Below are 24,392 nucleotides of genomic sequence, written 5' to 3'. Positions count from 1 at the left end.
GCGTGCAAGAACCGCGGCTGCCACCCTTCAGCGGTTCTGATAGCCGCCGTAAACAGCCACCGGGCTCCACGCCGGCGACACCGGCGGCATTTGCGGATTCAGCGGCGAATAAGGACCGGCGCCGTAGACCACCGTGCCGTTCACCACGGTCAACAGGCTCTCCAGGCGCTTGATGCCTTCCGCCTCCATCGTGAAGTAGTCCTGGGGCAGGACCACGAAGTCGGCGTACTGGCCACGCCGGATCGTTCCCTTGAGCTTTTCTTCGCCGCTCATCCAGGCCGAACCCGTGGTCATCAACCTCAGGGCCTGATAGCGGCTTGGTACATCCCTCGCCTGCCAGGTCGCCATGCCGCCAGCAGTCTTGCCAGTGGCGGCCCAATACAGCGACGGCCAGGGGTTATAGCTCGACACCCGTGTGCCATCGGTGCCCAGGCCGACCGGGATCTTCATGTCCAGCATCTTGCGAATCGGCGGCATCTGGCGCGTCTGCGCGCCATAGCGCTTCCAGTAGCTCTCGCCCTGGAAGTGCATGCGGTCCTGGACTGCGATGCCGCCGCCCAGCTTCTTGATGCGCGCCAGCTGGGCGTCGGTGACGGTCTCCGCGTGGTCGACAATGAAGCGCAGCCCGTTCAGCGGCGTTGTCGCGTTGACCTTCTCGATCACCGCCAGGTCGCGGTCGATGCTTTCACCGTAGGTGGCGTGCAGCCGGAACGGCCAGCGCTTCTGCACCAGCAGGCCGACCACCTGCTCCAGCTCTCCCTCCATGTGGGTCGGCAGGTCGGGACGTGGTTCCAGGAAGTTTTCGAAGTCGGCCGCGCTGGCGACCAGGTTCTCGCCCGCACCTTCCGCCGAGAAGCCATTCGGATAGAACATGTGGTCGTTCTTCTTTGGGTGGGTCATCCCAATCCAGCGCTGGAAGTCTTCCAGTTCCTTGCCGGGACGCTGGGCAAACAGGTAGTAGGCGGTGCGCACGGTGAGCTTGCCCTCGCGCGCCAGCCCGATCGTCACGCCATAGTCGTCCGGGTAGTTCTGGAAGCCACCGCCGGCGTCGATGACACTGGTCACGCCCAGCCTGTTGAGTTCGCGGTAGTAGTGCAGCGTGGAATTGACCTGGTCTTCGCGGCCGAGCTTGTTGGTCTTGGCCAGGGTCGAGTACAGGATCAGCGCATTCGGCTTGGCGATCAGGCGCCCTGTCGGCTTTCCGTTGGCGTCCAGCTCTACCACGCCATCCTTGTACTTCGTCTCGCTCGTATAGCCGAGCGTCTCGATGCCTTTCCTGTTCAGGAAGCCCAAGCCGTACAGGTAGAGAACGAAGACCGGCCGATCCGGCACTGCCGCATTGATCTCCTCCAGCGTCGGCAAGCGCTTTTCGTCGAACTGGTACTCGTTCCAGCCACCCACCACCTTCACCCATTCGCCTTCCGGCGTGCGCGCAGCTTGCTCCTTCAGCATGTCGAGCGCGCGCTTGAGCGAGGTCACGCCGTCCCAGCGCAGCTCCATGTTGTAGTTGAGGCCTTCGCGGATCACATGGGTGTGCGAATCGTTCAGGCCGGGAATCACGGTGCGCCCGCCGGTGTCGATTACCCGGGTCGTCGCGGTCTTGTGCTTCAGCACAGCGGCATTGCTGCCGGTTGCCAGCACCTTGCCGTCCTTGACCGCGACGGCCTGAACGAACTCCCCCTCGCGGACCATGGTGGCAATCTTGCCGTTGGTGAGGATCAGATCGGCCTGGGCCTGGGCCGCCGCTGCAGCCAGCAGGCCGGAAGCCAGCAACGTCGCATGGACGCCGGTACGACGGGATGGAATGGTGTGGTTCATGGCGCTTCTTTCGTTGGTTTCAAGCGAGCTGCATGCTTTTCTCACCATAGCAGCGCAGCACCTGGCCGGCCCCTGCCATTTTGCCGGGGCGGACGGCAGCGCAGTCGGCTCTTCGGGCGTCCGGGCCCTGCAAAAACACGCGCGCATAGAACTATCGTATGAATGATATGTCAACGCAAGCAGCCATAATCAATCGGCGGCGACCTTCTGCGCCCCGCCCCAGATAGTTCACTCGATGAAAGCACGTCCCATCCCATGAACCAGGTTCCACACACTGCCCTGTCAGTCCGGCCCCTGCGTGATCCACACCCACATGCGGCGTCATCTCGCGCAATCGCGGTCAGCCGCAAGCCCGATGCAGCCTGGCAGCTGGCGGCCATGGTCACGCCAGTCACGGCCAGCCTGGAACAGGCGGCCTGCGAACTGGCTTCCATCTGCGAAGATGATGCAGCGCCGGCCTGCGCTGCGCTCTGCCTTGCGAGTACCGGGTTTGTGGCAGGCATGCCCTTGCCGGAGCTGGCGCGCCGCCTGGCCCAGGCTAGGAGCCGGCCCGCGGGCGCGCAGGACCGGGCGGAGCTGGCCGGCCGCGCCGCGCTGCTGGACATTCTGCTGGTCGGCGACGAAGCGGTGGCATCTTCCGCACCCGATGGCGCGATGCTTGAACATCGCTTCGGCCACTGGCTCACCGTCCTGCAAACAGCCTGGTATGCGGATGCCCAAACCCAAGCCATGAACGCCATCGCCCGCGCCCGCGCCATCGCCGCTGCACCGCAGCCTCCGGCAGAGCGCATGAGTTTCCACCTGTTCGCTGCGCTGGCCACGTCGCGCAACATGGACGCTGGCGCCGACTGCAAGCCGGACATCCATTGTGCGGAGCTGCGCCGCATGGCCTGGCTGCACCCGGCCAACGCCGCCAGCTTTTCCCTGCTGGCCGATGCAGCGCTTGCGCGGTACAACGGCGATGTCCTGGCCGCCTTGCGCGGTTATGAGGCGGCGGCCGACGCGGCCACCGGCCAGGGGCGGCACTGGATGGCTGCCCTGGCATGGGAAGAAGCGGCGCACCTGGCCCATGCTTGCGGCCTGGGCTCGGTCAGCAGCCACTTCCGGCAGGCCGCGCTTACCAGCTACGGCCACTGGGGGGCCCACGGCCGGCGTGCCTGCCTGCGGTCACGGTGGGGCCTGGTGGAGTCCGGCCACGCGGGCGAATCGCCCAGCTTGCCGACGGAGGCGCATGCGGTCCAAGCGGCCGGCCTCGGTGAACTCGGCTTGTCGATCGCGCACGAGGTCAACCAGCCGCTGGCGGCAATTTCACTGCACGCCGCAGCGGCCAGGAAATGGTTGCGCAAGGCTGAGCCGGACATTGAACGCGCCCTCTCATCGATCGCCCTGATCAGCGACGCCGGGCGGCACGCCGGCGAGATCGTGCGCAGCATGCAGCGGCTAGCGGCGCACCGAAATAACGATATGGGGCAGGTGAAGGTCGACCAGACCGCGCGCGACGTTCTCCAGCTCCTGCAGCGCCGCATGCGCAAGGAAGGCATCGACGTGAAGGTTGCGCTGGGCCTGGGCGAGACGACGATTCACGCCAATGCCACCCAGCTGCAGCAGGTCATGACCAACCTGCTCGTGAATGCGATCGAGGCGTTGACCGGCTCCAGCGCACCGGCCGGACCGAAACAAATCAGCATCGCCACGCGCCCGCATGGCAGCCACGAGGTGGAAGTGCGCATCAGCGACAACGGTCCCGGCGTCCCCCTGCACCACCGCGAGCGCGTCTTCGGCAGTCTGTTCAGCACCAAGCCCGGCAGTACTGGCCTGGGACTGGCAATCTGCCTGGCCATCGTGCGCGCACACGGGGGGCGGATCGCCTACGAGCCGGGTCAGCCCCGAGGTGCCTGTTTCCGCTTCATCGTTCCCGTGCACCCGGACCGGCTTGACCTGGGCTGAAAGCCGCGCCAGACTGTTATTCGTTTTACAGCTTGCCCACATCGACATGAACACATGAACCATCCCGACCAGCCGATCCGCGTGATGATCGCCGATGACCATCCCATGATGCGAGACGGGATTGCCGCCACCCTGCGCGCCCAGGGCGGCATGGACATCGTCGGCCTGGCCAGCAATGGCGCCGAGGCCATCGCCCAGTTCGCTCGCCACCGGCCGGACGTGACGCTGATGGACCTCCAGATGCCGGTCAAGGATGGGCTCGAGGCGATTGTGGCGATCCGCGCCATGCATCCCGATGCCCGCATCATCGTGCTGACCACCTTCAGCGGTGACGCACGCGTGATCGCCGCACTAAAGGCAGGCGCTACCGGCTACCTGTTAAAGGACGTGTCCGCAGCCGAACTCGCCCATACCGTGCGCCACGTCTACCAGGGCGCGAGCGTGATCGCCAAGGTGGCACAGGACGAGGTCGATGGCCACTTCCCTGCCGACAAACTGTCTGCGCGCGAACTGGAGGTGCTGCGCCTTGCTGCTGACGGCAATTCCAACCGCATGATCGGCGAAATTCTTACCATCAGCGAACCCACCGTCAAGAGCCACATGAGCACCGTGCTCGTCAAGCTGGGCGCGAGCGACCGCACCCACGCGGTGACCCTGGCCATCAAGCGCGGCTACATCACCCTGTAGCACCCGTCTGCCTTGCACGCAGCGCGCCCCCGTCATTCGGCAGGGTCGCGCTGCGCTGCGCCACCGTAGGATAGGCGTTACGGACCAGGCAGCCATGGTCCGCAGCTATTCATCACCACGGCATCGACTGACCATGAAAACACGACTTCTCCCGGCAGGCATACTTGCCATGCTTCCCTTTTGCCTCGGCTCGGCCGCGCGGGCCCAGTCCGACACGACCCAACTCTACGGGCGTCTCAATCTCGGCCTGGAGTCGGCGCAAGCCAGTGGCCTTGCCGGCCGCTCGCCCCCTGCCGCAGCGCGCCTGACGCGGCTGGCGAACTACCGCTCGGTGATCGGGCTGCGCGGCGACGCGCCGCTAGGCGGCGCCCTGCATCTGATCTGGCAGGTCGAGGGCGCGGTTGCGCCCGACACCGGCACCGGTGCGCTCGCCTCGCGCAACACCCGGGTCGGCCTCGAAGGCCGCTGGGGTACCCTGTTCGCCGGCAACTGGACCACGCCCTACAATGCCTCGACGGCCGATCTCGATCCCTTCTACGTGACGACAGCAGGCTACATGAGCATCATGGGCAACGGCGCTGCGCCCAGCAGCGACAACCTTTCCGATATCAGTTCCTTCGATCGGCGCCAGCAGAACAGCCTGCATTACTGGACGCCGTCCTGGCGGGGCCTGTCGCTACGCCTGGCGCACGGCTTCAGCGAGGAGCGCCCCGCCGGCGGCGCCCGCCCGGCACTGGACTCGGCAGCCCTGCAGTTGGAGCGCGGGCCGCTGTACGTGGCACTGGCGCATGAACGCCATCGCGACTACCACGGGCCGGGCCGCGACGACCGTGGCACCAGGCTGGCGCTGGCCTACCGCTTCGGCCCGACGCGGCTGGCGCTGGTCGCCGAGCGCCTGGATTACCGGACCGGCAGCGGCGCGCTGCGACGCGACGCCTGGTACGTGTCCGCGACCCGGCAGATGGGCCAGCATGCGCTGAGCCTGGGCGTGGCAAAAGCGCAGGACGGCCAGGGAAAGGCGAGCGAACGGATCGGCTTCATCAGCGCAGGACCTGACACCGGCGCGGTCCACGCCACCATCGGCTATGAGCTGGCCCTGTCGCCCCGCACCACCTTGTTTGCCTTCCACACGCGGCTCCACAACGACGACCGCGGGGCCGTCGACTTCGCCATCAACGGACTGGATCCGGTCGCCGGCGCCCACCTGCGCGGCACCGCGCTCGGCATCAGGCACGCGTTCTGAGCCGGCCCGGCGCAGCCGTCCTAGCGGCTACGCGCCCTTGCGATCTGGAGCCGCTCTGCGTAGCGCACCAGGTCGGGCAAGGAGCGCGCACCCATCTTGTCCATCACCTTGCGCTTGTGGGTCTTGGCCATGATCTCGCTCACACCCAGTGCGTCGGCCACCTGCTTGTTCAACAGGCCTCCGATGACGAGCTCCATGGTTTCGCGCTCGCGCGGGGTCAGGCTCGACAGGCGCTGGCGCAGTTGCGCCGTTTCCCGGCGCGCCGCCAGATTCGCCTCGTCGGTGCGCAGGCCGTCACGCACCGCGCGCAGGAGTTCTTCCGGCGCGACCGGCTTGGTGAGAAATTCGATGGCGCCGGCCTTCATCGCCTGCACCGTCATCGGAATCGAGCCAAACCCGGTCATGAAGATGATGGGAATGCCGCTACCCTGGCGCGCCATTTCAGCGGCCACCTCCAGGCCGCCCAGCTCGGGCATTTTCATGTCGCAGACCAGGCAGGCCGCCGTATCCGGGCGCGCTGCCCCGATGAAGGCCGCGCCGGCCGCGAATCCGCGCGCCTCGAAACCCTCGGCCGCGAGCAGGTTCAGGATCGACGCGCGCACTGCGTCGTCGTCATCCACCACGAATACCATTGGCGCCGTCATGGCGAATCTCCTTTCATGTCGGCCGTCAACGGCAGGATGAAGACCAGGTGACAGCCATGTGGCGCGCGCGGCTGCGCACGGATGGTGCCACCATGGGCTTCGACGATCGATCGGCATATCGCCAGGCCCATGCCGATTGCCCCGGGCTTGGTGCTGACAAACGGCTCGAACATCGCTTCCAGCCCGGCCTCAAAGCCGCCAACGCCATTGTCGGACACCTGTACCTCGACGCCGTCCCGGACGCAGACTGTCGCCACCTGCAGGATCCGGTCACGGCCCGCGGTGGCCGCCATCGCCTCGATCGCATTGCCCAGCAGGTTGGCCAGTACCTGCTGCAACTGGACCGCATCGACCTCGACGCGGTCCGGCCCGGCAGCCAGGTCGAGCACCACCCTGATCTCGTGGCGGTCCAGCTCGCCGCGCGCGAGCGCAAGCGCATCCCGTATCATCGCATGCAGGTCGGCCGGGCGGAACTGGGGGCTGCGGTGCCCCAGCGCCTGCAGGGTCTGGATGATCTTGCCGGCGCGCTGGCTCTGGCCGACGATCTCGTGCAGCAGGTCCCCCAGCTTCTCGAGCGCCGGCGTCTCGCGCTGCAGCCAGCGCAGGCCGGCGCCTGCGTTGCTCGAGATCGACATCAGCGGCTGGTTCACCTCGTGCGCGATCGCCGCAGTCAGCTGGCCGACCGTGGTCAGCCTGGCCCCGCGTACCAGTTCTTCCTGGGCCCGTCGCAGGGAAGCCTCCTCGGCCTTCCGGCGCGTGACGTCGCTGACCGTACCCACGTAGGTGTCGGTCTCGTTGTCGGCCATCGGCTGCCCGATGACGGACAGGTGGCGGATCTCCCCTTTGGCCCCCGTGATACGGTGCTCGAAACGGAACGCCGTGCGGGCGGCGGAGGCCTCGCCCAGCAGCTGTGCGGCACCGGTGCGGTCGCCCGGATGGATGCGCGCCATCAGGGCGTCGAAGGCGATCCACGTCACCTCGGGGTCGAGCCCGAAGATGCGGCGGAACTCGGGAGAACAGTTGACCACGCCGTCCTCGACCTCCCAGGTCCAGCTCCCGCTCTGGTTGATCCCTTCCCCCAGCAGCAGGGTCGCGCGGCTTTCCCGCAAGGCGCGCTCGGCCTGGCGCCGCTCGCGGTTTTCCTGCAGCAGCTCAGCATACAGGTTCGCATTCTCGAGCGACACGGCCGCCTGCGCCGCCAGCAGCGACAGCAACTGGGTATGCTCGCCGGTGAAGCCGCAGGCCGACAGCCGGTTCTCGAGATACAGCATGCCGACCAGTTGCGATCGCTTGATCATGGGAATCGCAATCGCAGCGCAGCGCGGGTGAGTGCGCAGATAGGGATCGAGCGCATGGCCGGGAGGACGCTGGCTGTCGCTGACGCTGACCGCCGCGCGCGAGCGCAATGCGGTATGGATGATCGTGAGTGGAAGATCCAGTTCGCCCGGCGCCACCTCCGTCATGTCGATGTCGACGCCGTCGGCGCCGAGGCGCGCGCTGGCCTGGACCAGCAGCCGGTCGCCGTCGCGGCGCAGGAGTACGCCACGCTGGGCGTTCGCATAGTCGAGCGCAATGCTCATCAAGGCCTTGACCAGCGGCGCCGGGTGGATCTCTTCCGACAGGGCGCGGGTCGCACGAATGACGCCGTCGATGTCGCGGATCGCCCCGGTGGCGCCGGGCGGGCCAGGAAGAGCCGCGCCACCCACACCCGGATAGGCAGCCTCGAGTCGGGCCACCTTGCCGAGCGCGCCCCAGCGGCGATAGGCCGCGCACGCCGCGCTGGCGTGCGCGGTCGCCGCCGTGGCGAGTCCACCGTGCCTGGCCAGCCGCGCCGCGCATTCGTGCGCGATCCCTTCGATGTGCGCGCTGCCACCCTCCTCTGCCAGCGCAGCCGCGCGTTCGTAGGCCGCAAGCGCGGCCATGGCCTCGCCGCCGCGGTCGAGGACGGCGGCATGGGCCAACGCCAGCTTGTCGGCGAAGCCGCGCGGGTAGCCGGCGGCCCAGCTTGCAAGCTGGGCGACGTGCGCGTCAACACGCGCACGGACGCGGGCGTCACCAGCGTCGCCAGCGGCCAGGCCAGGTGCGCGGCACAAGGCAAGGATGCTGAACAGGTGATAGTCGGCCTGGTGCAGATGCGCCGGCGCCGACCACGCCAGCAACCCGGCCTGCTCCAGGCAGAACAAGGCCTGCACGTCATCGCCATCCAGGTAGTCGAGCATGCCGATGTAGAGCCAGTGCCAGAAACGCAGCGTCGACATGGATTCGACATTGCCGTTGCCGGGCCGCCCGTGCCGGCACAGCAACGCTGGTCGCTCGCTGCCGGCCGGCTGAACCGCCGTCAAGCTGTCCACGACATCGCGCTGCACGCACAGGATCGCTTCCACATCCGCGAAGCCGACCTGGGTGACGAAGGCCAGCGCGCGTTCGATTTCCTCGCGCACCGCGTCGAGCCGGTCGCCACGCGCAAGCAGGATGCAGGTCCGATGGCAGGCTTCGAAGCAGGCGATCGTGAAATCTCCCTGCGCGCGCGCAGCCTCGAAGCCGGCCTGGGCGCAATCGAGCGAGAATTCCAGCGGCCGGGTCCAGACGCTGGCCTGGTCGAGCGCCAACAGGACTTGCGCCTCGTGCGAAGCGTAGCCATGCCGCCCGACCAGCTCGCGCGCCTCCTGTGCATAAGCGAAGCCGTCGTTGAACGCGCGGTAGCGCTCGCATACCACGACGCCGAGCCAGGCGAGCGACACGGCCGCTTCCGGCGTCATGCCATGCCGCAGGGTCAATTCCAGCATGTGGCACAGCTGCATGAACAGCAGATTCAACGACGTGAAGGCGGCGGGAACCAGGAGGCTGGCCAGCAGCGAGACCACGATCCGGGCTTCGGGATCCGTCAGCGGCGTCAAAGCGCCCAGCCCGTCCAGCCGCTCGCGCAGCGCGGCGTAGGCGCTGTCGCACGCTTGCTCTGACGGTTCCCGGGGAATGGCGATCCCGAATCCGAGCAGGGCGTCGAGTGCGATGGTGCTCGCCTCGAGGTAGCGGCCGCGCCGTACCGCCAGCTCGACCGCGAGACACTGCACCTGGGCCTGGACGAACCGGTCCGGCACCGTCGCGAGCAGCTTGCGCACCAGTGCAGCGCAGTCGTCCAGCTGGCCGGTCAGGAAGCGGCCGTGGGCCAGTTCGAGCTCAATCTCGGTCGTGAGCGCGACCGCGAGCGCGGCGCCCGGTACGGGCACCGGCGCCCGCGTCAGCAGCTCCAGGGCCTGAAGCTGGTAGCCGCAGGCCGCAGCGTAGGCGCAGGCGCGGCGCGCGAGCCGGCCTGCGCGCGCCGCCAGCGTTGCCAGTTCGACCGCCTGCGCCGCCGGTACCAGTGCGCCAGCGTGCGCCAGGTGGTCGACCCCGTGAAACAAGGTACGGTCCTGTCCGTCCAGCCGCGCGCGCGCCAGCAGGGCGGTGGCTGCGGCGTAGTGCAGCCGCGCGCGGCGCGAAGGCTCGAGCATGGCGTAGGCCGCCTCTTGCAGGCGGTCGTGCGTGAAGACGTAGATCCCGCCGCGTCGTGCCAGTACATCGGCGCGCATGGCTGGCGCCAGCCTGTCGTCGAGCGCCCCGGGCTCGGCGCCGGAGACGTCGCACAGCAGGGCCAGGTCGGCCGCCCGTCCCAGCGCGGCGATCGTGCCGAGCAGTTCATGCAGTTCCTGTGGCAGCTGGATCAGGCCCTGCAGGGCAAGGCCCAGCATATTGTCCGTGAAGGGGCGCCGCCATATCCCGTCGAAGTCGAACTCCCAGCCTTTCTGCCCGTAGTGCGCCAGACCACCGTCGGCCAGCCCCTGCAGGAACTGCCGCACGAAATACGGATGCCCGCCTGTTTTGTGGTGCACCAGGCCGCCAAGCCGTTCCAGCTGCGGCTGCGCGCCCTCGAAGATATCGGCCAGCATCTGCTCCAGGTCTGCCACTGACAGGGTCTCGACCGCCAGCTCGCGGTAGTAGGCGGCGCGCGAGGCCAGGCGCCGGCCCAGGCCGGCGGCCGCATCGAGGGCGCCGCCGGCGCGCGGCCGCGTCGCGATCACGAGCATCACCGGCAGCCCGGCGGCCATCCCGACGATCTGCTCGAGCAGCGTGGCCGCAGCGGGGTCGAGCCAATGGGCATCATCGACCACGATAATGAGCGGGCGCTCGGCACTCGCGAAGGCACGCAACAGCTGCAGGACCGCTGCCGCCAACCGGCCGCCTCCGCCCAGGGATGCCTGGGGCAGCTGCGGCGTCGCGCCTTCCAGCAGCAGGGCGAGTTCCGGCACCAGCGCAAGCGTCAGCTCGGGATCCACCATCCCGGCGCCGATGCGGCCGCGCCAGTGCGCCACCGCGGCTTCACTCTGCCCGAGGATGTCCACCACCAGCGCGCGCATCCCGTCCACGAGCGCCGCATAGGGTGCGTCTCCCCCGTATTGGTCGGCCCGGGCGTTGATCACCGTCGCATCGCGCATAGAGGGGTCGGCCAGGAAGCGCGCCAACAGTGCCGACTTGCCGATGCCTGAGGGTCCGTGCACGACCGATACCCCGAAGGTGCGCTCGCTGCGCACCCGGCGAAAGTCCGCCGCCAGCTGTGCCAGCTGCCACTCCCGGCCATACAATCCGGACACGTCGGGCACGGCAGGTGGATCGAGCGACGCCGTCATCCGCGCCGCTTGCGGGTGCTGAGGGCACATTCGATGTGCTCGAACAGCAGGTCGGGGTCGACCGGTTTGCGCAGCAGCGCGATCGCGCCAGCGCGGGACGCCCGCAGTTCCATGTCGCGGTCGCTGTGACCGCTCAGGAACAGCAAGGGAATGGCCAGGCCCAAGGCGGCGAAGCGCTCCTGGGTCGTGAAGCCGTTGATGCCGCGCAGCTTGACGTCGAGCAGGACAAGATCAATGTCGGGCAAGTGTGGCGATGCGAGGAAGCTTTCGCCGGACTCGAACAGGAATGTCGCGTAGCCGTCCGCCTGCAGCAGGTTGGCCATGGCCTGGCGTACCGCGGCGTCGTCGTCGACGACGCAGATGCGCGCCGGTGCTGCATCGTCGCTCGCTTGCTGGTTCATGCCGTTGCCCGTCCCGCCTCACGCATGTGGCTCGCCTGTCGTCGGCGCATCAGCGCGACCCGTGGGCGTTCCAGCTTCGGTGGGGCTGGCTGGAATGCCGGTGATCTGGGCCACGCAATGCGTGCGCAGCCAGCTCGCCGTGATCGGTTCCCTGGCGAGCATGCGCTTGACCAGCGGGACCGACTGCTCGCCGATCAGCATGCCGAGCAGGCCGACCAGGGCAACAACCGGCGGCGCCGGCGAGCGCACCTGCAGCAGCGCATAGATCAGGCCGACCAGCAGGCCGGCCGCCAACGCGACGACATAGATTTTCATGGGATTCTCCATAAAAAGAACGGCAAGGCGGCACGGCGCCACCGTGCCGGCCCTGCCGGATTACCGCGCTGACGGATTATTTGGCGGGCACCGGTGCCAGCGTTTCGTGGCTGCCGGTGATGCGCTGCGGCGCCTTGTGCACCATCGTGTAGGCATAATCGACGCCCATGCCGTAGGCGCCGGAATGCTCGCGCACGATTGCCATCACGTCATTGTACGTGTCGCGGTGCGCCCAGTCGCGCTGCCACTCGAGCAGCACCTGCTGCCAGGTGACCGGCACGGCGCCGGCCTGCACCATGCGCAGCATCGCGAAGTCGTGGGCGTCCTTCGAGGTGCCACCCGAGGCATCGGCCACCATGTAGATTTCGTACTCGCCCTCCAGCATGGCGCACAGGGCAAAGGTGGTGTTGCAGACTTCGGTCCACAGGCCGGCGACAATCACCTTTTTCCGGCCGTTGCTGGCCAGCGCGTCGCGCACCTTCTGGTCGTCCCAGGAGTTCATCGATGAGCGTTCGAGGATTTCCTTGCCCGGGAATACGTCGAGCAGCTCCGGGTAGGTATGGCCCGAGAAGCTCTCGGTCTCCACCGTGGTGATGATGGTCGGGATGTTGAAGGCCCTGGCGGCCTTGGCCAGCCCGACCACGTTGTTCTTCAGGACCTGGCGGTCGATCGACTGCACGCCGAAGGCCATCTGCGGCTGGTGATCGATGAAGATCAGCTGGGAGTTTTGCGGGGTCAGGACTTCGAGTTTCGGATTGGGCATGATGTTCTCCATTGATTGCTCGGGCGGCCCATCGTGATGTGGGCCGCAATGGTGGTAATCGTAAGACACGGCTTGCTGTGGAACCAGTATCCAAAGGTATACCTGCCTTACGGCGGGGTCGCCCGCTCCTGCACCGGCATTGCCGGCGTTTCGGTCGCCATCAGGCCGAGCAGGATCAGGACGGGGAGTACCAGCGCGGCAAAGCCGAACCGGTGGAAAGCGAAGGCCGCGACGGCGCAGCCGATGGCGAATGCCGCCAGGGGCCAGATGAATTTGGCGCACCTGCTTGTCAAGCCCGGATCGTTGGCCCCGCGGGCGGCGTCTGTCAGGTCGATCACGATCTGGGTAACGTTCCCGGTCATCATGGAAGTCGGTGCCAGATGGGCCAGCAGCAGACGGCTGGTGGCACTGTGCGCCCCCATCCCTGCGGTGCCCAGCAGGCCCGCCGCCATCGCCAGCCACCCGGCGTGTTCGCCGATCGGGGTGGCCGCGATGCCGCAGGCCATGAAGCCCGACAGCAGCACGACCTGCAGCAGCAAGGCCGGCCGTAGCGCGGTACCGCCGCGCCGCTCGACCGCGACGATCAACAGGCGCGCGATGACGACGCCGGCGATGAAGGCCGGGAAAGCCAGGAACTTCAACAGCACCATCTCGCGGCCGGGGTCGGCCAGCGCAGCGCCGATCATGATGAAGTTGCCGGTCACGTGGGCGGTGAACAGGCCAAACAGGGCGAGAAAGCCCAGCGTGTCGACATAGCCGGCCAGGAAACCGAGCGCCAAACCTTGCGTGCGGTGATGTGTTGGTTCGCTCATGCGAATCTCCAGGTTGGGTGGTGGATGGACGGTAATCGATCGGTTACCGGCCACCGCTGCCCGACATCGTAGGCAGCCGGGGGACGTCGCGCCCATCCCATTTGGCCAGTTTTACGGCCTGCCCCTCCTATCCATTGGTATAGCTAGACCGTCATGGCGGCCACGCCGACAATGCGGCCATCAGACTACGGACAGCGGAGCATCCAGCATGGACAAGTCCCCAATTTCACTGGTCATCGCCGACGACCATCCCCTCATCCTGGCCGGTCTTGCCAGCCTGATCGAATCCGAGCCGGACCTGGCGCTGCTCGGCCAGGGCACCAGCGCGGCCGAGGCGGTTGCGCTGTATGAGCGCCTGCGCCCGGACGTGATGCTGGTCGACCTGAACATGCCGGGCGGCGGCCTCGAAGCCATCATCGCGACCCGCAGGATGCATCCGGACGCAAGGATCGTGATGCTTACCAGTTACGAAGGTGATGAGAACGTGCACCGCGCCCTGCAGGCGGGGGCGGCGGGCTACCTGCTAAAGCAGGCCGGCTTCGAGGAAATCCTGCGCTGCGTGCGCCAGGTCGTGGAGCACCGACGCTACCTGCCGGCCCTGCTGGCGGACAAGCTGGCGCTGCGCATCCATACCAGTCCGCTGTCGCGACGCGAGCTGGACATCCTGGCCCACCTGAGCGCGGGCAAGAGCAACAAACTGATCGCACGCGACGCGGGCATTGGCGTGGGCACCGTGAAGTACCACGTCAACAACATCCTGTCGAAGCTGAACGTATCGTGCCGCACCGAGGCTGCATCCGTGGCGCAGCAACGCGGCCTGCTGCAAGCCTTTTAGACCATCCAGGAACAGAGACTACCCATCATGAGCCAATCCACCAGCACCGCTACCCACAGCGCCCCACTGATCCTGTTCAACGGCTGCTTCCACACGGTCGACCGCCAGAATCCCCAAGCCAGCGCAGTGGCGATTCAGGACGGCAGATTCCTGGCAGTCGGCGATACCGACGAGGTGATGCGTCATCGCCAGCCTGACAGCCAGGTGATCGACCTCAATGGCCGCACCGTGATTCCCGGCCTGAACGACTCGCACATCCACCTGATCCGCGGTGGACTGAACTACAACCTGGAGCTGCGCTGGGAAGGCGTGCCGTCGCTGGCCGACGCGCTGCGCATGCTCAAGGCGCAGGCCGAGCGTACCCCGCATCCCCAGTGGGTACGCGTGGTGGGCGGCTGGAACGAGTTCCAGTTTTCCGAGAAGCGCATGCCGACCATCGAAGAGATCAACCGCGCCGCGCCGGACACGCCGGTGTTCGTGCTGCACCTGTACGACCGCGCCCTGCTCAACCGCGCCGCCCTGCGCGCGGTAGGCTACGACAAGGACACGCCCAATCCGCCAGGCGGCGAAATCGTGCGCGACGCGGCAGGCAACCCGACCGGCATGCTGATCGCGCGCCCAAACGCGATGATTCTGTACGCCACCCTGGCCAAGGGCCCCACGCTGCCGCTTGATCAGCAGGTCAATTCGACACGCCAGTTCATGCGCGAACTGAACCGCCTGGGCGTGACCAGCGTGATCGATGCCGGCGGCGGCTTCCAGAACTACCCGGAAGATTATGCCGTCGTCGATGCGCTGGCCAAAGAAGAGCAACTGACGGTGCGCATCGCTTATAACCTGTTCACCCAGAACAAGGGCCAGGAGCTGGGCGACTTCGAACGCTGGACCGCGCTGGTCAAGCCGGGCGACGGCAGCGATTTCTACCGCCACAACGGCGCCGGCGAGATGCTGGTGTTCTCGGCCGCGGACTTCGAAGATTTTCTGCAGCCACGCCCGGACCTGGCCGAAGGCATGGAAGCGGAACTCGAGAAGGTGGTGCGCCACCTGGTGCAGCAGCGCTGGCCGTTCCGCCTGCACGCCACCTACGACGAATCGATCTCGCGCATGCTGGACGTGTTCGAGAAAGTCGACCGCGACATCCCCTTCGCCGGCTTGTCCTGGTTCTTCGACCATGCCGAGACCATCACCCCGCGTAACATCGACCGCGTCAAGGCCCTGGGCGGCGGCATCGCCATCCAGCACCGCATGGCCTTCCAGGGTGAATTCTTCGTCGAGCGCTACGGTGCTGACGCGGCCAAGGCCACGCCGCCCATCACCCGCATGCTGGAGACCGGCGTGCCGGTCGGCGCCGGTACCGACGCGACCCGTGTGGCCAGCTACAACCCCTGGACCGCGCTGTACTGGCTGGTATCAGGCCGCACGGTCGGCGGACTGCGCCTCTACGACGCGGCGCAGCGCCTGCCGCGCGAAACCGCGCTCGAGCTGTGGACCAGCGGCAGCGCATGGTTCTCGAGCGAGACGGGCAAGAAGGGCCGCATCCGCGAAGGCATGCTGGCCGACCTGGCGGTGCTGTCCAGCGACTTCTTCCGCGCGGAGGAAGAATCGATCAAGGACATCGAGTCGGTGCTGACCGTGGTCGGCGGCAAGATCGTCTACGGCCAGTCTGAATTCAGTTCGATCGCACCACCGCCGATTCCCGTGCTGCCCGACTGGTCGCCCGTAAACACCGTGCCGGGCCATTACCGGAAAGCGACACCGACCGCCCTGCCCCATCAGTGCCGGGGTTCCTGCGGCGTACATGCTCACGCCCACGACCGGGCGCGCAGGTCGAACGTGCCGGTGTCGGACTTTGCCGGATTCTGGGGCGCCTTCGGCTGCAGCTGCTTCGCCTTCTGAGTTTTTTACCGCCAACCCGGCGCCGCGGGCATCGCGCCGCCTCCCTGAAAGGAAACACCATGAGCCACACCATCAACACCGTGACCACCCACGACGGCACCATCATCTACTTTACCGACTGGGGCCACGGCACCCCGGTGGTGTTCAGCCACGGCTGGCCGCTGAATGGCGACGCCTGGGAAAACCAGATGATGTTCCTGGCCGAGCACGGCTACCGGGTGATCGCGCATGACCGCCGCGGCCATGGGCGCTCGAGCAAGGCCTGGCACGGCAACGACATGAACACGTACGCCGACGACCTGGCGGCACTTCTCGAAACGCTGGACATCACCGGCGCCACCCTGGTTGGCCACTCGACCGGCGGCGGCGAAGTGGCACGCTACATCGGACGCCATGGTACCAACCGCGTCGCCAAGGCAGTGCTGGTGGGCGCGGTCACGCCCCAGATGATCGTCTCGGCTGCGAATCCGGACGGCGTGCCGATGTCGGTGTTCGACGGCATCCGGGACGGCGTCAAGACCGACCGTGCCCAGTACTTCCTTGATCTGGCGGTGCCATTCTTCGGCTTCAACCGCCCGGGTGCCAAAACCTCCGACGGCCAGCTGCAGACCTTCCTGATCCAGGGGCTGCAGTGCAGCTTGAAGAGCGCCTACGCCTGCATCAAGCAGTTCTCCGAGACCGATTTCACGGAAGACCTGAAGAAAATGACGATGCCGACACTGGTGGTACACGGCGACGACGACCAGATCGTGCCGCTGGCCAGCACCGCGCGCCGTGCCGTCGAACTGCTGCCGCAGGGCCGCCTGTCAGTGTACGAGGGCGCAGGTCACGCGCTGCCGGTGACCCACAAGGACCAGCTGAACGCCGAACTGCTGGCTTTCCTGCGCAGCTGATGCGCCTGGCACTCCCGCCTGAGGCGGGAGTGCTGAGCGTCCAGCACATCGGGTGTCGGCCGCTGGCGTCGCGCCGTCCTTACATCCCACTGGCACTTTCGTCTTTCTTCAATTAGTATCGCACTCACCTCAGGACAGACAAGCTCAAGGCAAAGTGGTCACAAGCGCACTCATTTCACCCGGCGCATGGCTGCGCGCCCTCCCCCTGCTGGCGATCGCCATGCTTGCGCCGGCCGTTGGGGCCGCCGAGACGCTGTCGCCAGCGCCGAACCTGCGCAACTACCACCACACGCGCTGGACCGCCGAGGAAGGCGCGCCGCAAGCGATCCGCGCAATGGCGCAGACCTCCGACGGCTGGCTCTGGCTCGGCACCATGGACGGTTTGTACCGGTTCGACGGTGTGCAGTTCTCACGCTATCCACTTCCGCCCGGCCTGGGCCTGAACCGCAACATGATCCGCTATCTGCACGCTGGCAGCCGCGGCGAGTTGTATATGGGCCGGGCTGCCGAAGGCATGTCCGTGCTGCATCCCGATGGCCGTTTGCAGGACTTGCCCCCAGCGCCGGACCCGGGCGCCATGATCGACGTCCTGTCGGCCGATGCCGATGGCAGCGTCTGGATGGTCAGCAAGGGCGTCTATCGCCTCGAAGGAGATCGCTGGCTGGCCGTTCAAGCGGGTGAGGACTGGGATGCACTCGACGTGCGTGGCTTCCTGCTGGACGGGCAAGGCCAGCTCTGGATCAGCAGGGATCACAGTATCTGGCGGCTCGACCGGCAGACCCGCCGCTTCTCGCGCATTCTGGACAAGGGGGGCGACCTGCTGCGCGCGCCCGACGGCAGGCTGTGGCTGATCTCCGGCGAAGGCGAGATGCAGTCGCTGCCGGCCGGCGCCTCGCCCGGCCGTCGCACTGTCCCGCGTTCCCCGGAGGCGCTCGGCACAGGCCAGTTCTCCGACGACGGCGCCCTGTGGATGCTCGACTGTTCCGGGCCGCCGTGCGTGGTGCCAGGCGCCGCGCGTCATGCCGCTCCCGGATACAAGGTGGCGCGGCCGGCCGGCGCGCCCGCCGACGCGACGATCCAGATGTCAGGAAAGACCCTGACCTCGATCCTGGTGGATCGCGAAGGCGCGACCTGGGTCACGTCTGAAGGCGGAATCGACCGGTTTCGCCCGAAGCGGGTGCTTCCCACCGAACTGGAGGGAGAAGGCGTTGTCTACAGCACGGTCGCCGATGGCGCTGGACGGATGTGGACCGCGAATGCAGTGACGGGCAAGATGTGGCAGTTGCTGCCCGAGCGCGCAGTGCCGGTGGAGCCCCGGCATCCGGTCACGGTACTGGGCCGGGACCCTGCCGGCGCCTTGCTGGTGGGCGGAAAACGCAGCATCTGGCGTCATCATGCGGAAGGTGCGGCGGAGATACCACTGCCCCCAGGGGCCGACGGGAAGCCGATGGACCGGCGGTTGTTCGGTATCCTGGACGACGGCAAGGTCTTGTGGACAGCAGCAGCCGATATCGGATTGATCGGCTGGCGAGATGGCAAATGGCAGCCTGGCAGGAACTTCAGCCTGCCGGCCAAGATTTATCAGTCGGCCCTGGCCGGGCCTGGGCAGATGTGGCTGGCTACCGGAAACGGCGAGCTATTCCATTACGACCTCGCGACCGACGCCACCCGCCCGCCCATCGATATCCGTGCCCTCGGCATGACTGCGGCGATCTTTCCAGAAAACGACCTCGTGCTCAGTGGCGACAACGGCACCGGTGTCGTACAGGGTGGCGCCTTGCGCATGCTGCACGCTCTCGACGCGAGTGTCCTGCGCAATGTCTCGGGCTTCGTCGTCACGGCCGACGGTGACCGCTGGCTGAACGGCGCCGCTGGACTGGTCCATGTGACAGCTGCAAACTGGAAGCGCAGCATCGACAATCCCGATCTGCCGCTGAATTACGAAGTCTTCAATGCCCTGGACGGCTATCCCGGCCGGGCCGTCATCGAAAGTCGCTGGCGCAGCGCATGGACCGTGGACGGCCGCACGCTCTGGCTGGTAGCGACCGGGGGCGTGATGCGCGTCGACAGCGCGAACCTGAAGCGTAACCACGTTGCGCCGACACCATTGATCTTGTCCCTGTCGAGCGACAAGGCCGTGTTCACCCCCGGACTGCCCGGCTGGAACGCGGCGATTCTGCCACCGGGTACCGAACGTTTGCGCGTCGACTTCACCGCCCCCTCGCTGCGCATGCCGGAGCGTGTGCGTTTCGAGTATCTGTTGGAAGGGATCGATTCGGGGTGGCAAGACGCCGGCACGCGCCGCACGACGTCGTATACCAATGTGAAGCCAGGACATTATGTATTCCGCCTGCACGCCATCAACGAAGACGGCGTGCGCAGCGCGACCCAGGCGGTGCTGCGCTTTACGGTCGAACCGACAATGTGGCAGACAACGTGGTTCAAACTGTTCGGCATGGCGCTGATAGCTGCCCTGCTGTTCCTGGCCTATCGCTACCGTGTACGTTATCTGACCCGGCGCGTGGCCGAGCGCATGCACGTGAAGATGGCCGAGCGCGAACGCATTGCACGTACCTTGCACGATACCTTCCTGCAGACGGTCCAGAGCCTGGTGTTCCGTGTGGATGCGATCGCCGCGGGTTTGCCCAGGGACGCGGGTGCGCGCGGCGAGATCGAACAGGTGCTCGGCCATGCCCGCCGGGCGCTCGGCGAGGGGCGCGAACAGCTGCAAGAGCTGCGTTCAGTCGGCAGCGAACAGCCCGAGGACCTGCTGGAGGACAGCATTGCCCAGTTGCGGGTGGCGCATCCGGACATCGCTATCGGCCTGCGCACCAGCGGCCTTCGGCGCCGCCTTGCTGTCGGAATCGGCGCAGAGGTGGCCGCCATCGCCCGCGAAGCGCTGCACAACGCCTGTGTCCACGCGGCCGCTTCCCACGTCGATGCGAACCTGGAGTATCAGCACGAGCGTCTGGTACTGTCCGTTACGGACGATGGACAGGGCATCGACGCAGCGGTGTTGCACAAGGGCGCCGCCGACGGCCGCTGGGGCCTGGTCGGCATGCGCGAGCGTGCCGATCGCATCGGCGGCATCCTGGAACTCGAATCGGGCAGCGGCGCAGGCGCGGTTATCAGGCTGACGGTGCCCGGCGTGCGGGCCTATGCCGGCTGAACCGGTCGTCACGCGTCCAGTCGTTCCAAGCCACGAGCAGGAAAGCGCCTGCCAGGCCGAGGTGCTCGCAAAAGCCGTTCTGCGCCATCGTGCGCGCCATGCCCGACATGTCCCAGAAGCGGTTGGCGACCAGGTTCGCCGCCAGGGTGAACCCCGCCAGGTAGACGGCGCCTGCCCAGCGCATCCTGCCGGACAGGACCAGAATCGACGCGAGCAGCTCACCGGCGATGGTCGCCAGCGCAAGAGGCGCAGCGGGCGATAGTCCGAAATGGTGCATTTCGGCCACCGCAGCGGGGAAGTCGAGCGCCTTCTGCAGCCCGCCCTGCAGATAGGCCGAACACAGCAGCAAGAGGCAGCACCAGCGGATGATGTCACCGCGCGTCTGCGCTGCCGCATGCTGCCGGGTTGCTGCCGGAATAAGCGTATGCATGTGATTTCCTGAATTGATGTCGTGAGCCCGCAGGGTCCGGGGTATGCAGCAGCATGGTAGCGACCGGACTGCGGGACGGCCCGTATCGTTCGGCCAGTCCCGGTGGCCTGGCCTTCTGGCCGGGTTCAGGCAAGGCCCGCTTCTTTAGACTGGAGCCAGCCCTGGGCTTGCGAGCACAGGCTTCTGTCCAACCTGAAAGGATCCATCATGTCGAACCAAGCTACCCTGTCGCGCCGCAGCCTCCTTGCGGGCGCTGCGTCCGGCGCCATCGGCGCCGGCCTTGCGGTGGCCGGCAACGCCGCCGCTGCGACCAAGCCACAACGTCCCTCCATGCCGGGCGGGCGCGCCGGCAACTACCTGACCGTCGAGGACGGCACTGTCATCCATTACAAGGACTGGGGCAGCGGCCAGCCAGTCGTGTTCAGCCATGGGTGGCCGTTGCAGGGCGATGCCTGGGAAGACCAGATGTTTTTCCTGGCATCGCGGGGCTACCGCGTGATCGCGCACGACCGCCGCGGCCACGGTCTGTCGAGCCAGCCATGGAACGGCAACGACATGGACCATTACGCGGACGACCTGGCGGCACTGATCCGGCACCTCGACCTCAAGAACGCGGTGCTGGTCGGCCATTCGACCGGCGGCGGCGAAGTGGCACACTATATCGGTCGCCATGGCAATCAACGCGTGGCCAAGGCGGTGCTGGTGGGCGCGGTGCCGCCCCAGATGGTCAAGTCGGCCACGAACACCGGCGGCCTGCCGATGGACGTGTTCGACGGCATCCGCAAGGCAGTGGTGGAAGACCGCTCGCAGTTCTTCATGGACCTGACGCTACCCTTCTATGGCTACAACCGTCCGGGCGCGAAAATCTCGCAGGGCGTGCGCGACACGTTCTGGGCGCAGGGCATGCAGTGTGGGCTGAAGAATGCCTATGACTGCATCAAGCAATTTTCAGAGACCGACTTTACCGCCGACCTGAAGAAGATCGACGTGCCAACCCTGATCGTGCATGGTTCGGACGACCAGATCGTCCCGATCGACGCCTCTGGGAAGGCGGCGGCGAAGCTGGTGAAGAACGCCACCCTGCTGGTCTACGAAGGCGCGCCGCACGGCCTGCCAACCACCCACAAGCACCGCCTCAACGAGGACCTGCTGGCCTTCATCAAGGCTTGACGCGCTTGAGGCACGCTGCGCCGGCTTCCCGGACGGGGGCTGGTGCGACCAGTACCCGGGCGGCGATCACGAGTGCGCCGGGCGCCTCTACCGGCAGCCGCAGCCTTTCGACCCAGGCGGAGACCTGTGCTTCCACGTGGTCGAGCACAGTGTTCTCCTCATCTGTTTCGGGTCTCTGCCCTGTCTGCCGCTTCCGTGGACGGCTGGCGAACGTCCGGCCGTAACCAGATGAGTGCGAGCAGCATGTGGATCAGGGCACCGGCCAGCGTGGACCACAGCGACAGCAGGACGGCCAATGCGTACATCAGCACCGAGATGCGGTTCTTGCGGCTGGTCCAGGCAGTGCCTGCAGCGCCGCTACCGCGCTGCAGGCACCACGACAACAGCGTGAAGGCCAGAGCGCAGTTCATCAGAATGACGCCGTACAGTGCCACCGGTACCGGATCCATCGGGTACTGGCCGGCCCACGCAGTCACGTAGGGAATCAGCGACATCCAGAACAGCAGGTGCAGGTTGGCCCACAGGGCCGACGCATCGATGCGCCGCACCCGGTCCAGCAGAGCATGGTGGTTGACCCAGTAGATACCGACGTACACAAAGCTGAGCAGGTAGCGCGCCAGAGCCGGCCCGGCATCGGCTATGGCGGCCAGACTGCTGGAGGCAGGCGCATGCAGCTCAAGTACCATGATGGTGATGATGATGGCGATGACGCCGTCGCTGAATGCCTCGGTGCGGTTTTTGTCCATGCCGCCACCCTAGCGCGCACGACGGCGCGCTGTCCCCTGTCAAAAGATAGTGGTGCTGGCCGCCGGGCTGCGTCCGATTCTCAGTCCCTTTTTGCCGGCACAAATGCCGCCTTTTCCAGTGCAAGAGCGACGGGTATTTGCACCGGGATGATCAAAGCATCCATCAAGGGTAGCGCGACAAAATTTTCCGTAATTGCTGGAGTTCCGGTTTAGATTCCTTTGTCAGCCTGTTCATTGTCGCTTCAGCGCCGCAGGTGGACGACTGTTACGGGACCAACGGCAGATGATCCCGGAGCGACTAGCCCGGCGAAGAAAGTGGCGACTTTCTGCCGTCGACAACTTCGTATTCAATCAACAGGAATTGCATCACTGCCAAGGCAATGATCACGCTCGCTTCCATGAACATCCCGACGTGATAGCCCCCTGGTAGCAATGATGACAGGAGCGCCCGGAGACACATGTATGCGATCACCAGGTGATTCGTCGATTTTCGTTTGATGCGCAGTATCGTCATGCATGTCGGGCACGCCACGGTGCTGTCGAGCGTCGTAAATAACGTCGAAGAAGCGGAGATGGAGCGATCGTGACATTGAGGGCATCGATGCATATTTCCTCCAGTTAGATGAACGCAAGCTCCGATTCGATGGTATCTCACAAAAATCCCTCGAACCTCACAGAAAGTCACGCGTCGCCAGATACGTCACTGATTGTTCCCTCCTCCTGCATCAGCCTGTCTAAAGTGAACTGCGTTGATCCACCAGATTACGGACTTCTCCCCGTCGGTCGAGGTACGATCAAACCTTCCTTCTGCAAGCTGGTTGTTGGGTTGCTGTCTTGAATGCAGTCGAACATGGGGTTATGGTGGCTTTGGGTGATTTCTGTGTTGGTTAGTTACCTTTTTATGGTATTCTCATTCATCTCCATCCGACCCGTTTGTTCATGCCCACACCAACTTCATGGGACCGTGATCCCATCAACGCCTTCAAGGCATTTGTCGCCACCACGGACTTCGCCGAGACGGGCCGCCGCCTGCCCGCCGACGGCACGTTGCGCATTCCGTCTGCAGCATCGGCGAAAATCTACAACTTCATGTTTGCCAACGTGGCGGGCTGGATGCTGGAGCAAGGCCTCACCTTCTCCACGGTCACGCACGCCGACCTGGCCCGTTTCATCGGCCGCACTGTCAAGGGAAAGCTGATCCTCAACAGCAAGATCGCCTACCGCTACCTGCGTCTCCTTGAGCGCTGCTACGAGCACCTGGACGTCAACCCCAACCCGGCGCAGCTCGCCATCCTCAACATCGATCGTGCCCACATGACGCGCGATGAAGCCGGCCGTACATTGTCTGACGAGCAGTTGGTGCGGTTCTTTGCGGCCTTGCCAGCCGAGGCGCCGCAGCGCCGTACCAGTACCCCGTTCGAGGGCTGGAAGCGCCGCCGGGATCGTGCCATGCAGGTCGTCATTGCCCTGGCCGGTTTGCGCGTATCAGAAGCGATCGGCTTGCTGATGTCCGAGATCGGCCGCCAGCAGGCGCTTGACGGCTCGATCGTGCTGACCATCACGCCCGACGAAAAGCATGACACCAGCCACGAACACACGATCACCCTCCCCCGCGACGGCGCCGACGAGCTGCTGCCATGGCTCGCCGAGCGCGAGACGCTGGCCATCCCTGGCCAGTTCGTCTTTCCGGCCAATGCAGCCGGCGCCAGGATGACGAGGAAAACGGTCTATGTGCAGATGCGCGCCACCTTCGAGCGCGCCGGGATGGATCTGGCGCGCTCCGGCGGCCGCACGCTGCGCAACACGTTCGCCAAGCAACAGCTCGACAACGGCGCGAGTCCTGACGACCTCAAGGACGTGCTCGGCCTGGCGCTCGAGCGCTCTGCGGCCGATTACAAGCTCACGCGCGTCAAGCCGGATCCAGGCGACAACACCGACGACCAAGGATGATCGGACCGG

Annotated in this window: 19 protein-coding genes; 9 read left to right on the top strand and 10 right to left on the bottom strand. The window is 66.2% G+C overall.

The features are described from left to right. Positions 1 to 27: 27 nt before the first annotated feature. Positions 28 to 1,818, bottom strand: coding sequence for an amidohydrolase (locus AC1MGT_RS22850; protein ID WP_499502258.1), 1,791 nt, complete (start codon positions 1,816 to 1,818; stop codon positions 28 to 30). 255 nt (positions 1,819 to 2,073) lie between these two features. Here AC1MGT_RS22850 and AC1MGT_RS22845 point away from each other — a divergent pair, with 255 nt between their 5' ends. The 3 genes from AC1MGT_RS22845 to AC1MGT_RS22835 all read left to right on the top strand — a co-directional run bounded on the left by AC1MGT_RS22845 (position 2,074) and on the right by AC1MGT_RS22835 (position 5,695). Continuing rightward, positions 2,074 to 3,765, top strand: coding sequence for an ATP-binding protein (locus AC1MGT_RS22845; protein ID WP_499502256.1), 1,692 nt, complete (start codon positions 2,074 to 2,076; stop codon positions 3,763 to 3,765). Positions 3,766 to 3,819: 54 nt separating this feature from the next. Continuing rightward, positions 3,820 to 4,452 (top strand): response regulator, encoded by a 633-nt coding sequence (locus tag AC1MGT_RS22840; protein WP_499502255.1) that lies wholly within the window; start codon positions 3,820 to 3,822, stop codon positions 4,450 to 4,452. Between the two features lie 133 nt (positions 4,453 to 4,585). Continuing rightward, on the top strand, positions 4,586 to 5,695 hold the full coding sequence (locus tag AC1MGT_RS22835; RefSeq protein ID WP_499502253.1) for a porin: 1,110 nt from the start codon (positions 4,586 to 4,588) through the stop codon (positions 5,693 to 5,695). 20 nt (positions 5,696 to 5,715) lie between these two features. On the opposite strand, the gene AC1MGT_RS22830 is transcribed toward AC1MGT_RS22835, so the two are convergent. The 6 genes from AC1MGT_RS22830 to AC1MGT_RS22805 all read right to left on the bottom strand — a co-directional run bounded on the left by AC1MGT_RS22830 (position 5,716) and on the right by AC1MGT_RS22805 (position 13,294). Next, positions 5,716 to 6,339: a response regulator transcription factor gene (locus tag AC1MGT_RS22830; protein WP_499502252.1), complete on the bottom strand. Its 624-nt coding sequence runs from the start codon at positions 6,337 to 6,339 to the stop codon at positions 5,716 to 5,718. After that, positions 6,336 to 11,003, bottom strand: coding sequence for an AAA family ATPase (locus AC1MGT_RS22825; RefSeq protein ID WP_499502250.1), 4,668 nt, complete (start codon positions 11,001 to 11,003; stop codon positions 6,336 to 6,338). Before AC1MGT_RS22825 ends, AC1MGT_RS22830 begins: the two co-directional genes overlap by 4 nt. Continuing rightward, positions 11,000 to 11,404 (bottom strand): response regulator transcription factor, encoded by a 405-nt coding sequence (locus tag AC1MGT_RS22820; protein ID WP_499502248.1) that lies wholly within the window; start codon positions 11,402 to 11,404, stop codon positions 11,000 to 11,002. Before AC1MGT_RS22820 ends, AC1MGT_RS22825 begins: the two co-directional genes overlap by 4 nt. Positions 11,405 to 11,422: 18 nt before the next feature. Further along, the gene (locus tag AC1MGT_RS22815; protein WP_499502246.1) at positions 11,423 to 11,719 is read right to left on the bottom strand and encodes a XapX domain-containing protein; all 297 of its coding nucleotides are present in this window, start codon (positions 11,717 to 11,719) and stop codon (positions 11,423 to 11,425) included. Positions 11,720 to 11,795: 76 nt separating this feature from the next. After that, entirely contained in the window at positions 11,796 to 12,482 is a 687-nt protein-coding gene (locus tag AC1MGT_RS22810; protein ID WP_499502244.1) for a hydrolase, read from the bottom strand. A gap of 107 nt (positions 12,483 to 12,589) precedes the next feature. Continuing rightward, on the bottom strand, positions 12,590 to 13,294 hold the full coding sequence (locus AC1MGT_RS22805; RefSeq protein WP_499502242.1) for a YoaK family protein: 705 nt from the start codon (positions 13,292 to 13,294) through the stop codon (positions 12,590 to 12,592). Positions 13,295 to 13,502: 208 nt separating this feature from the next. Here AC1MGT_RS22805 and AC1MGT_RS22800 point away from each other — a divergent pair, with 208 nt between their 5' ends. The 4 genes from AC1MGT_RS22800 (at position 13,503) to AC1MGT_RS22785 (ending at position 20,087) form a co-directional block, all read left to right on the top strand. Continuing rightward, positions 13,503 to 14,129, top strand: a complete 627-nt coding sequence (locus AC1MGT_RS22800; RefSeq protein WP_499502241.1) for a response regulator — start codon at positions 13,503 to 13,505, stop codon at positions 14,127 to 14,129. 27 nt (positions 14,130 to 14,156) lie between these two features. Then, positions 14,157 to 16,025 (top strand): amidohydrolase, encoded by a 1,869-nt coding sequence (locus AC1MGT_RS22795; RefSeq protein ID WP_499502239.1) that lies wholly within the window; start codon positions 14,157 to 14,159, stop codon positions 16,023 to 16,025. Between the two features lie 59 nt (positions 16,026 to 16,084). Next, entirely contained in the window at positions 16,085 to 16,918 is an 834-nt protein-coding gene (locus AC1MGT_RS22790) for an alpha/beta fold hydrolase (protein ID WP_499502237.1), read from the top strand. Positions 16,919 to 17,138: 220 nt separating this feature from the next. After that, entirely contained in the window at positions 17,139 to 20,087 is a 2,949-nt protein-coding gene (locus tag AC1MGT_RS22785; RefSeq protein WP_499502235.1) for a sensor histidine kinase, read from the top strand. Here the strand turns inward: AC1MGT_RS22785 and AC1MGT_RS22780 are convergent. Further along, on the bottom strand, positions 20,047 to 20,517 hold the full coding sequence (locus AC1MGT_RS22780) for a DoxX family protein (RefSeq protein WP_499502233.1): 471 nt from the start codon (positions 20,515 to 20,517) through the stop codon (positions 20,047 to 20,049). The two genes, AC1MGT_RS22785 and AC1MGT_RS22780, sit on opposite strands and share 41 nt — an antisense overlap. Positions 20,518 to 20,724: 207 nt before the next feature. Between AC1MGT_RS22780 and AC1MGT_RS22775 the strand changes: the two genes are divergently transcribed. Beyond that, positions 20,725 to 21,687: an alpha/beta fold hydrolase gene (locus tag AC1MGT_RS22775; protein ID WP_499502231.1), complete on the top strand. Its 963-nt coding sequence runs from the start codon at positions 20,725 to 20,727 to the stop codon at positions 21,685 to 21,687. Positions 21,688 to 21,845: 158 nt separating this feature from the next. Here AC1MGT_RS22775 and AC1MGT_RS22770 read toward each other — a convergent pair whose 3' ends face one another. Beyond that, entirely contained in the window at positions 21,846 to 22,433 is a 588-nt protein-coding gene (locus AC1MGT_RS22770) for a TMEM175 family protein (RefSeq protein WP_499502230.1), read from the bottom strand. A gap of 298 nt (positions 22,434 to 22,731) precedes the next feature. Beyond that, positions 22,732 to 22,947, bottom strand: a complete 216-nt coding sequence (locus AC1MGT_RS22765) for a hypothetical protein (RefSeq protein WP_499502229.1) — start codon at positions 22,945 to 22,947, stop codon at positions 22,732 to 22,734. A gap of 425 nt (positions 22,948 to 23,372) precedes the next feature. On the opposite strand from AC1MGT_RS22765, the gene AC1MGT_RS22760 reads away from it, so the two are divergent. Next, positions 23,373 to 24,383 (top strand): tyrosine-type recombinase/integrase, encoded by a 1,011-nt coding sequence (locus tag AC1MGT_RS22760; RefSeq protein ID WP_499502228.1) that lies wholly within the window; start codon positions 23,373 to 23,375, stop codon positions 24,381 to 24,383. Positions 24,384 to 24,392 lie beyond the last annotated feature (9 nt).

The sequence above is a fragment of the Telluria sp. BA11 genome (assembly GCF_056680305.1).
Note: the sequence above shows the minus strand (reverse complement) of the source record. Positions and strands in the feature narration are given on the sequence as shown.

Excerpts from the sequence above, each read along its gene's own strand:
- AC1MGT_RS22850 (WP_499502258.1), bottom strand. The coding sequence starts at position 1,818 with ATGAACCACACCATTCCATCCCGTCGTACCGGCGTCCATGCGACGTTG.
- AC1MGT_RS22845 (WP_499502256.1), top strand. The coding sequence starts at position 2,074 with ATGAACCAGGTTCCACACACTGCCCTGTCAGTCCGGCCCCTGCGTGAT.
- AC1MGT_RS22840 (WP_499502255.1), top strand. The coding sequence starts at position 3,820 with ATGAACCATCCCGACCAGCCGATCCGCGTGATGATCGCCGATGACCAT.
- AC1MGT_RS22835 (WP_499502253.1), top strand. The coding sequence starts at position 4,586 with ATGAAAACACGACTTCTCCCGGCAGGCATACTTGCCATGCTTCCCTTT.
- AC1MGT_RS22830 (WP_499502252.1), bottom strand. The coding sequence starts at position 6,339 with ATGACGGCGCCAATGGTATTCGTGGTGGATGACGACGACGCAGTGCGC.
- AC1MGT_RS22825 (WP_499502250.1), bottom strand. The coding sequence starts at position 11,003 with ATGACGGCGTCGCTCGATCCACCTGCCGTGCCCGACGTGTCCGGATTG.
- AC1MGT_RS22820 (WP_499502248.1), bottom strand. The coding sequence starts at position 11,404 with ATGAACCAGCAAGCGAGCGACGATGCAGCACCGGCGCGCATCTGCGTC.
- AC1MGT_RS22815 (WP_499502246.1), bottom strand. The coding sequence starts at position 11,719 with ATGAAAATCTATGTCGTCGCGTTGGCGGCCGGCCTGCTGGTCGGCCTG.
- AC1MGT_RS22810 (WP_499502244.1), bottom strand. The coding sequence starts at position 12,482 with ATGCCCAATCCGAAACTCGAAGTCCTGACCCCGCAAAACTCCCAGCTG.
- AC1MGT_RS22805 (WP_499502242.1), bottom strand. The coding sequence starts at position 13,294 with ATGAGCGAACCAACACATCACCGCACGCAAGGTTTGGCGCTCGGTTTC.
- AC1MGT_RS22800 (WP_499502241.1), top strand. The coding sequence starts at position 13,503 with ATGGACAAGTCCCCAATTTCACTGGTCATCGCCGACGACCATCCCCTC.
- AC1MGT_RS22795 (WP_499502239.1), top strand. The coding sequence starts at position 14,157 with ATGAGCCAATCCACCAGCACCGCTACCCACAGCGCCCCACTGATCCTG.
- AC1MGT_RS22790 (WP_499502237.1), top strand. The coding sequence starts at position 16,085 with ATGAGCCACACCATCAACACCGTGACCACCCACGACGGCACCATCATC.
- AC1MGT_RS22785 (WP_499502235.1), top strand. The coding sequence starts at position 17,139 with ATGCTTGCGCCGGCCGTTGGGGCCGCCGAGACGCTGTCGCCAGCGCCG.
- AC1MGT_RS22780 (WP_499502233.1), bottom strand. The coding sequence starts at position 20,517 with ATGCATACGCTTATTCCGGCAGCAACCCGGCAGCATGCGGCAGCGCAG.
- AC1MGT_RS22775 (WP_499502231.1), top strand. The coding sequence starts at position 20,725 with ATGTCGAACCAAGCTACCCTGTCGCGCCGCAGCCTCCTTGCGGGCGCT.
- AC1MGT_RS22770 (WP_499502230.1), bottom strand. The coding sequence starts at position 22,433 with ATGGACAAAAACCGCACCGAGGCATTCAGCGACGGCGTCATCGCCATC.
- AC1MGT_RS22765 (WP_499502229.1), bottom strand. The coding sequence starts at position 22,947 with ATGACGATACTGCGCATCAAACGAAAATCGACGAATCACCTGGTGATC.
- AC1MGT_RS22760 (WP_499502228.1), top strand. The coding sequence starts at position 23,373 with ATGCCCACACCAACTTCATGGGACCGTGATCCCATCAACGCCTTCAAG.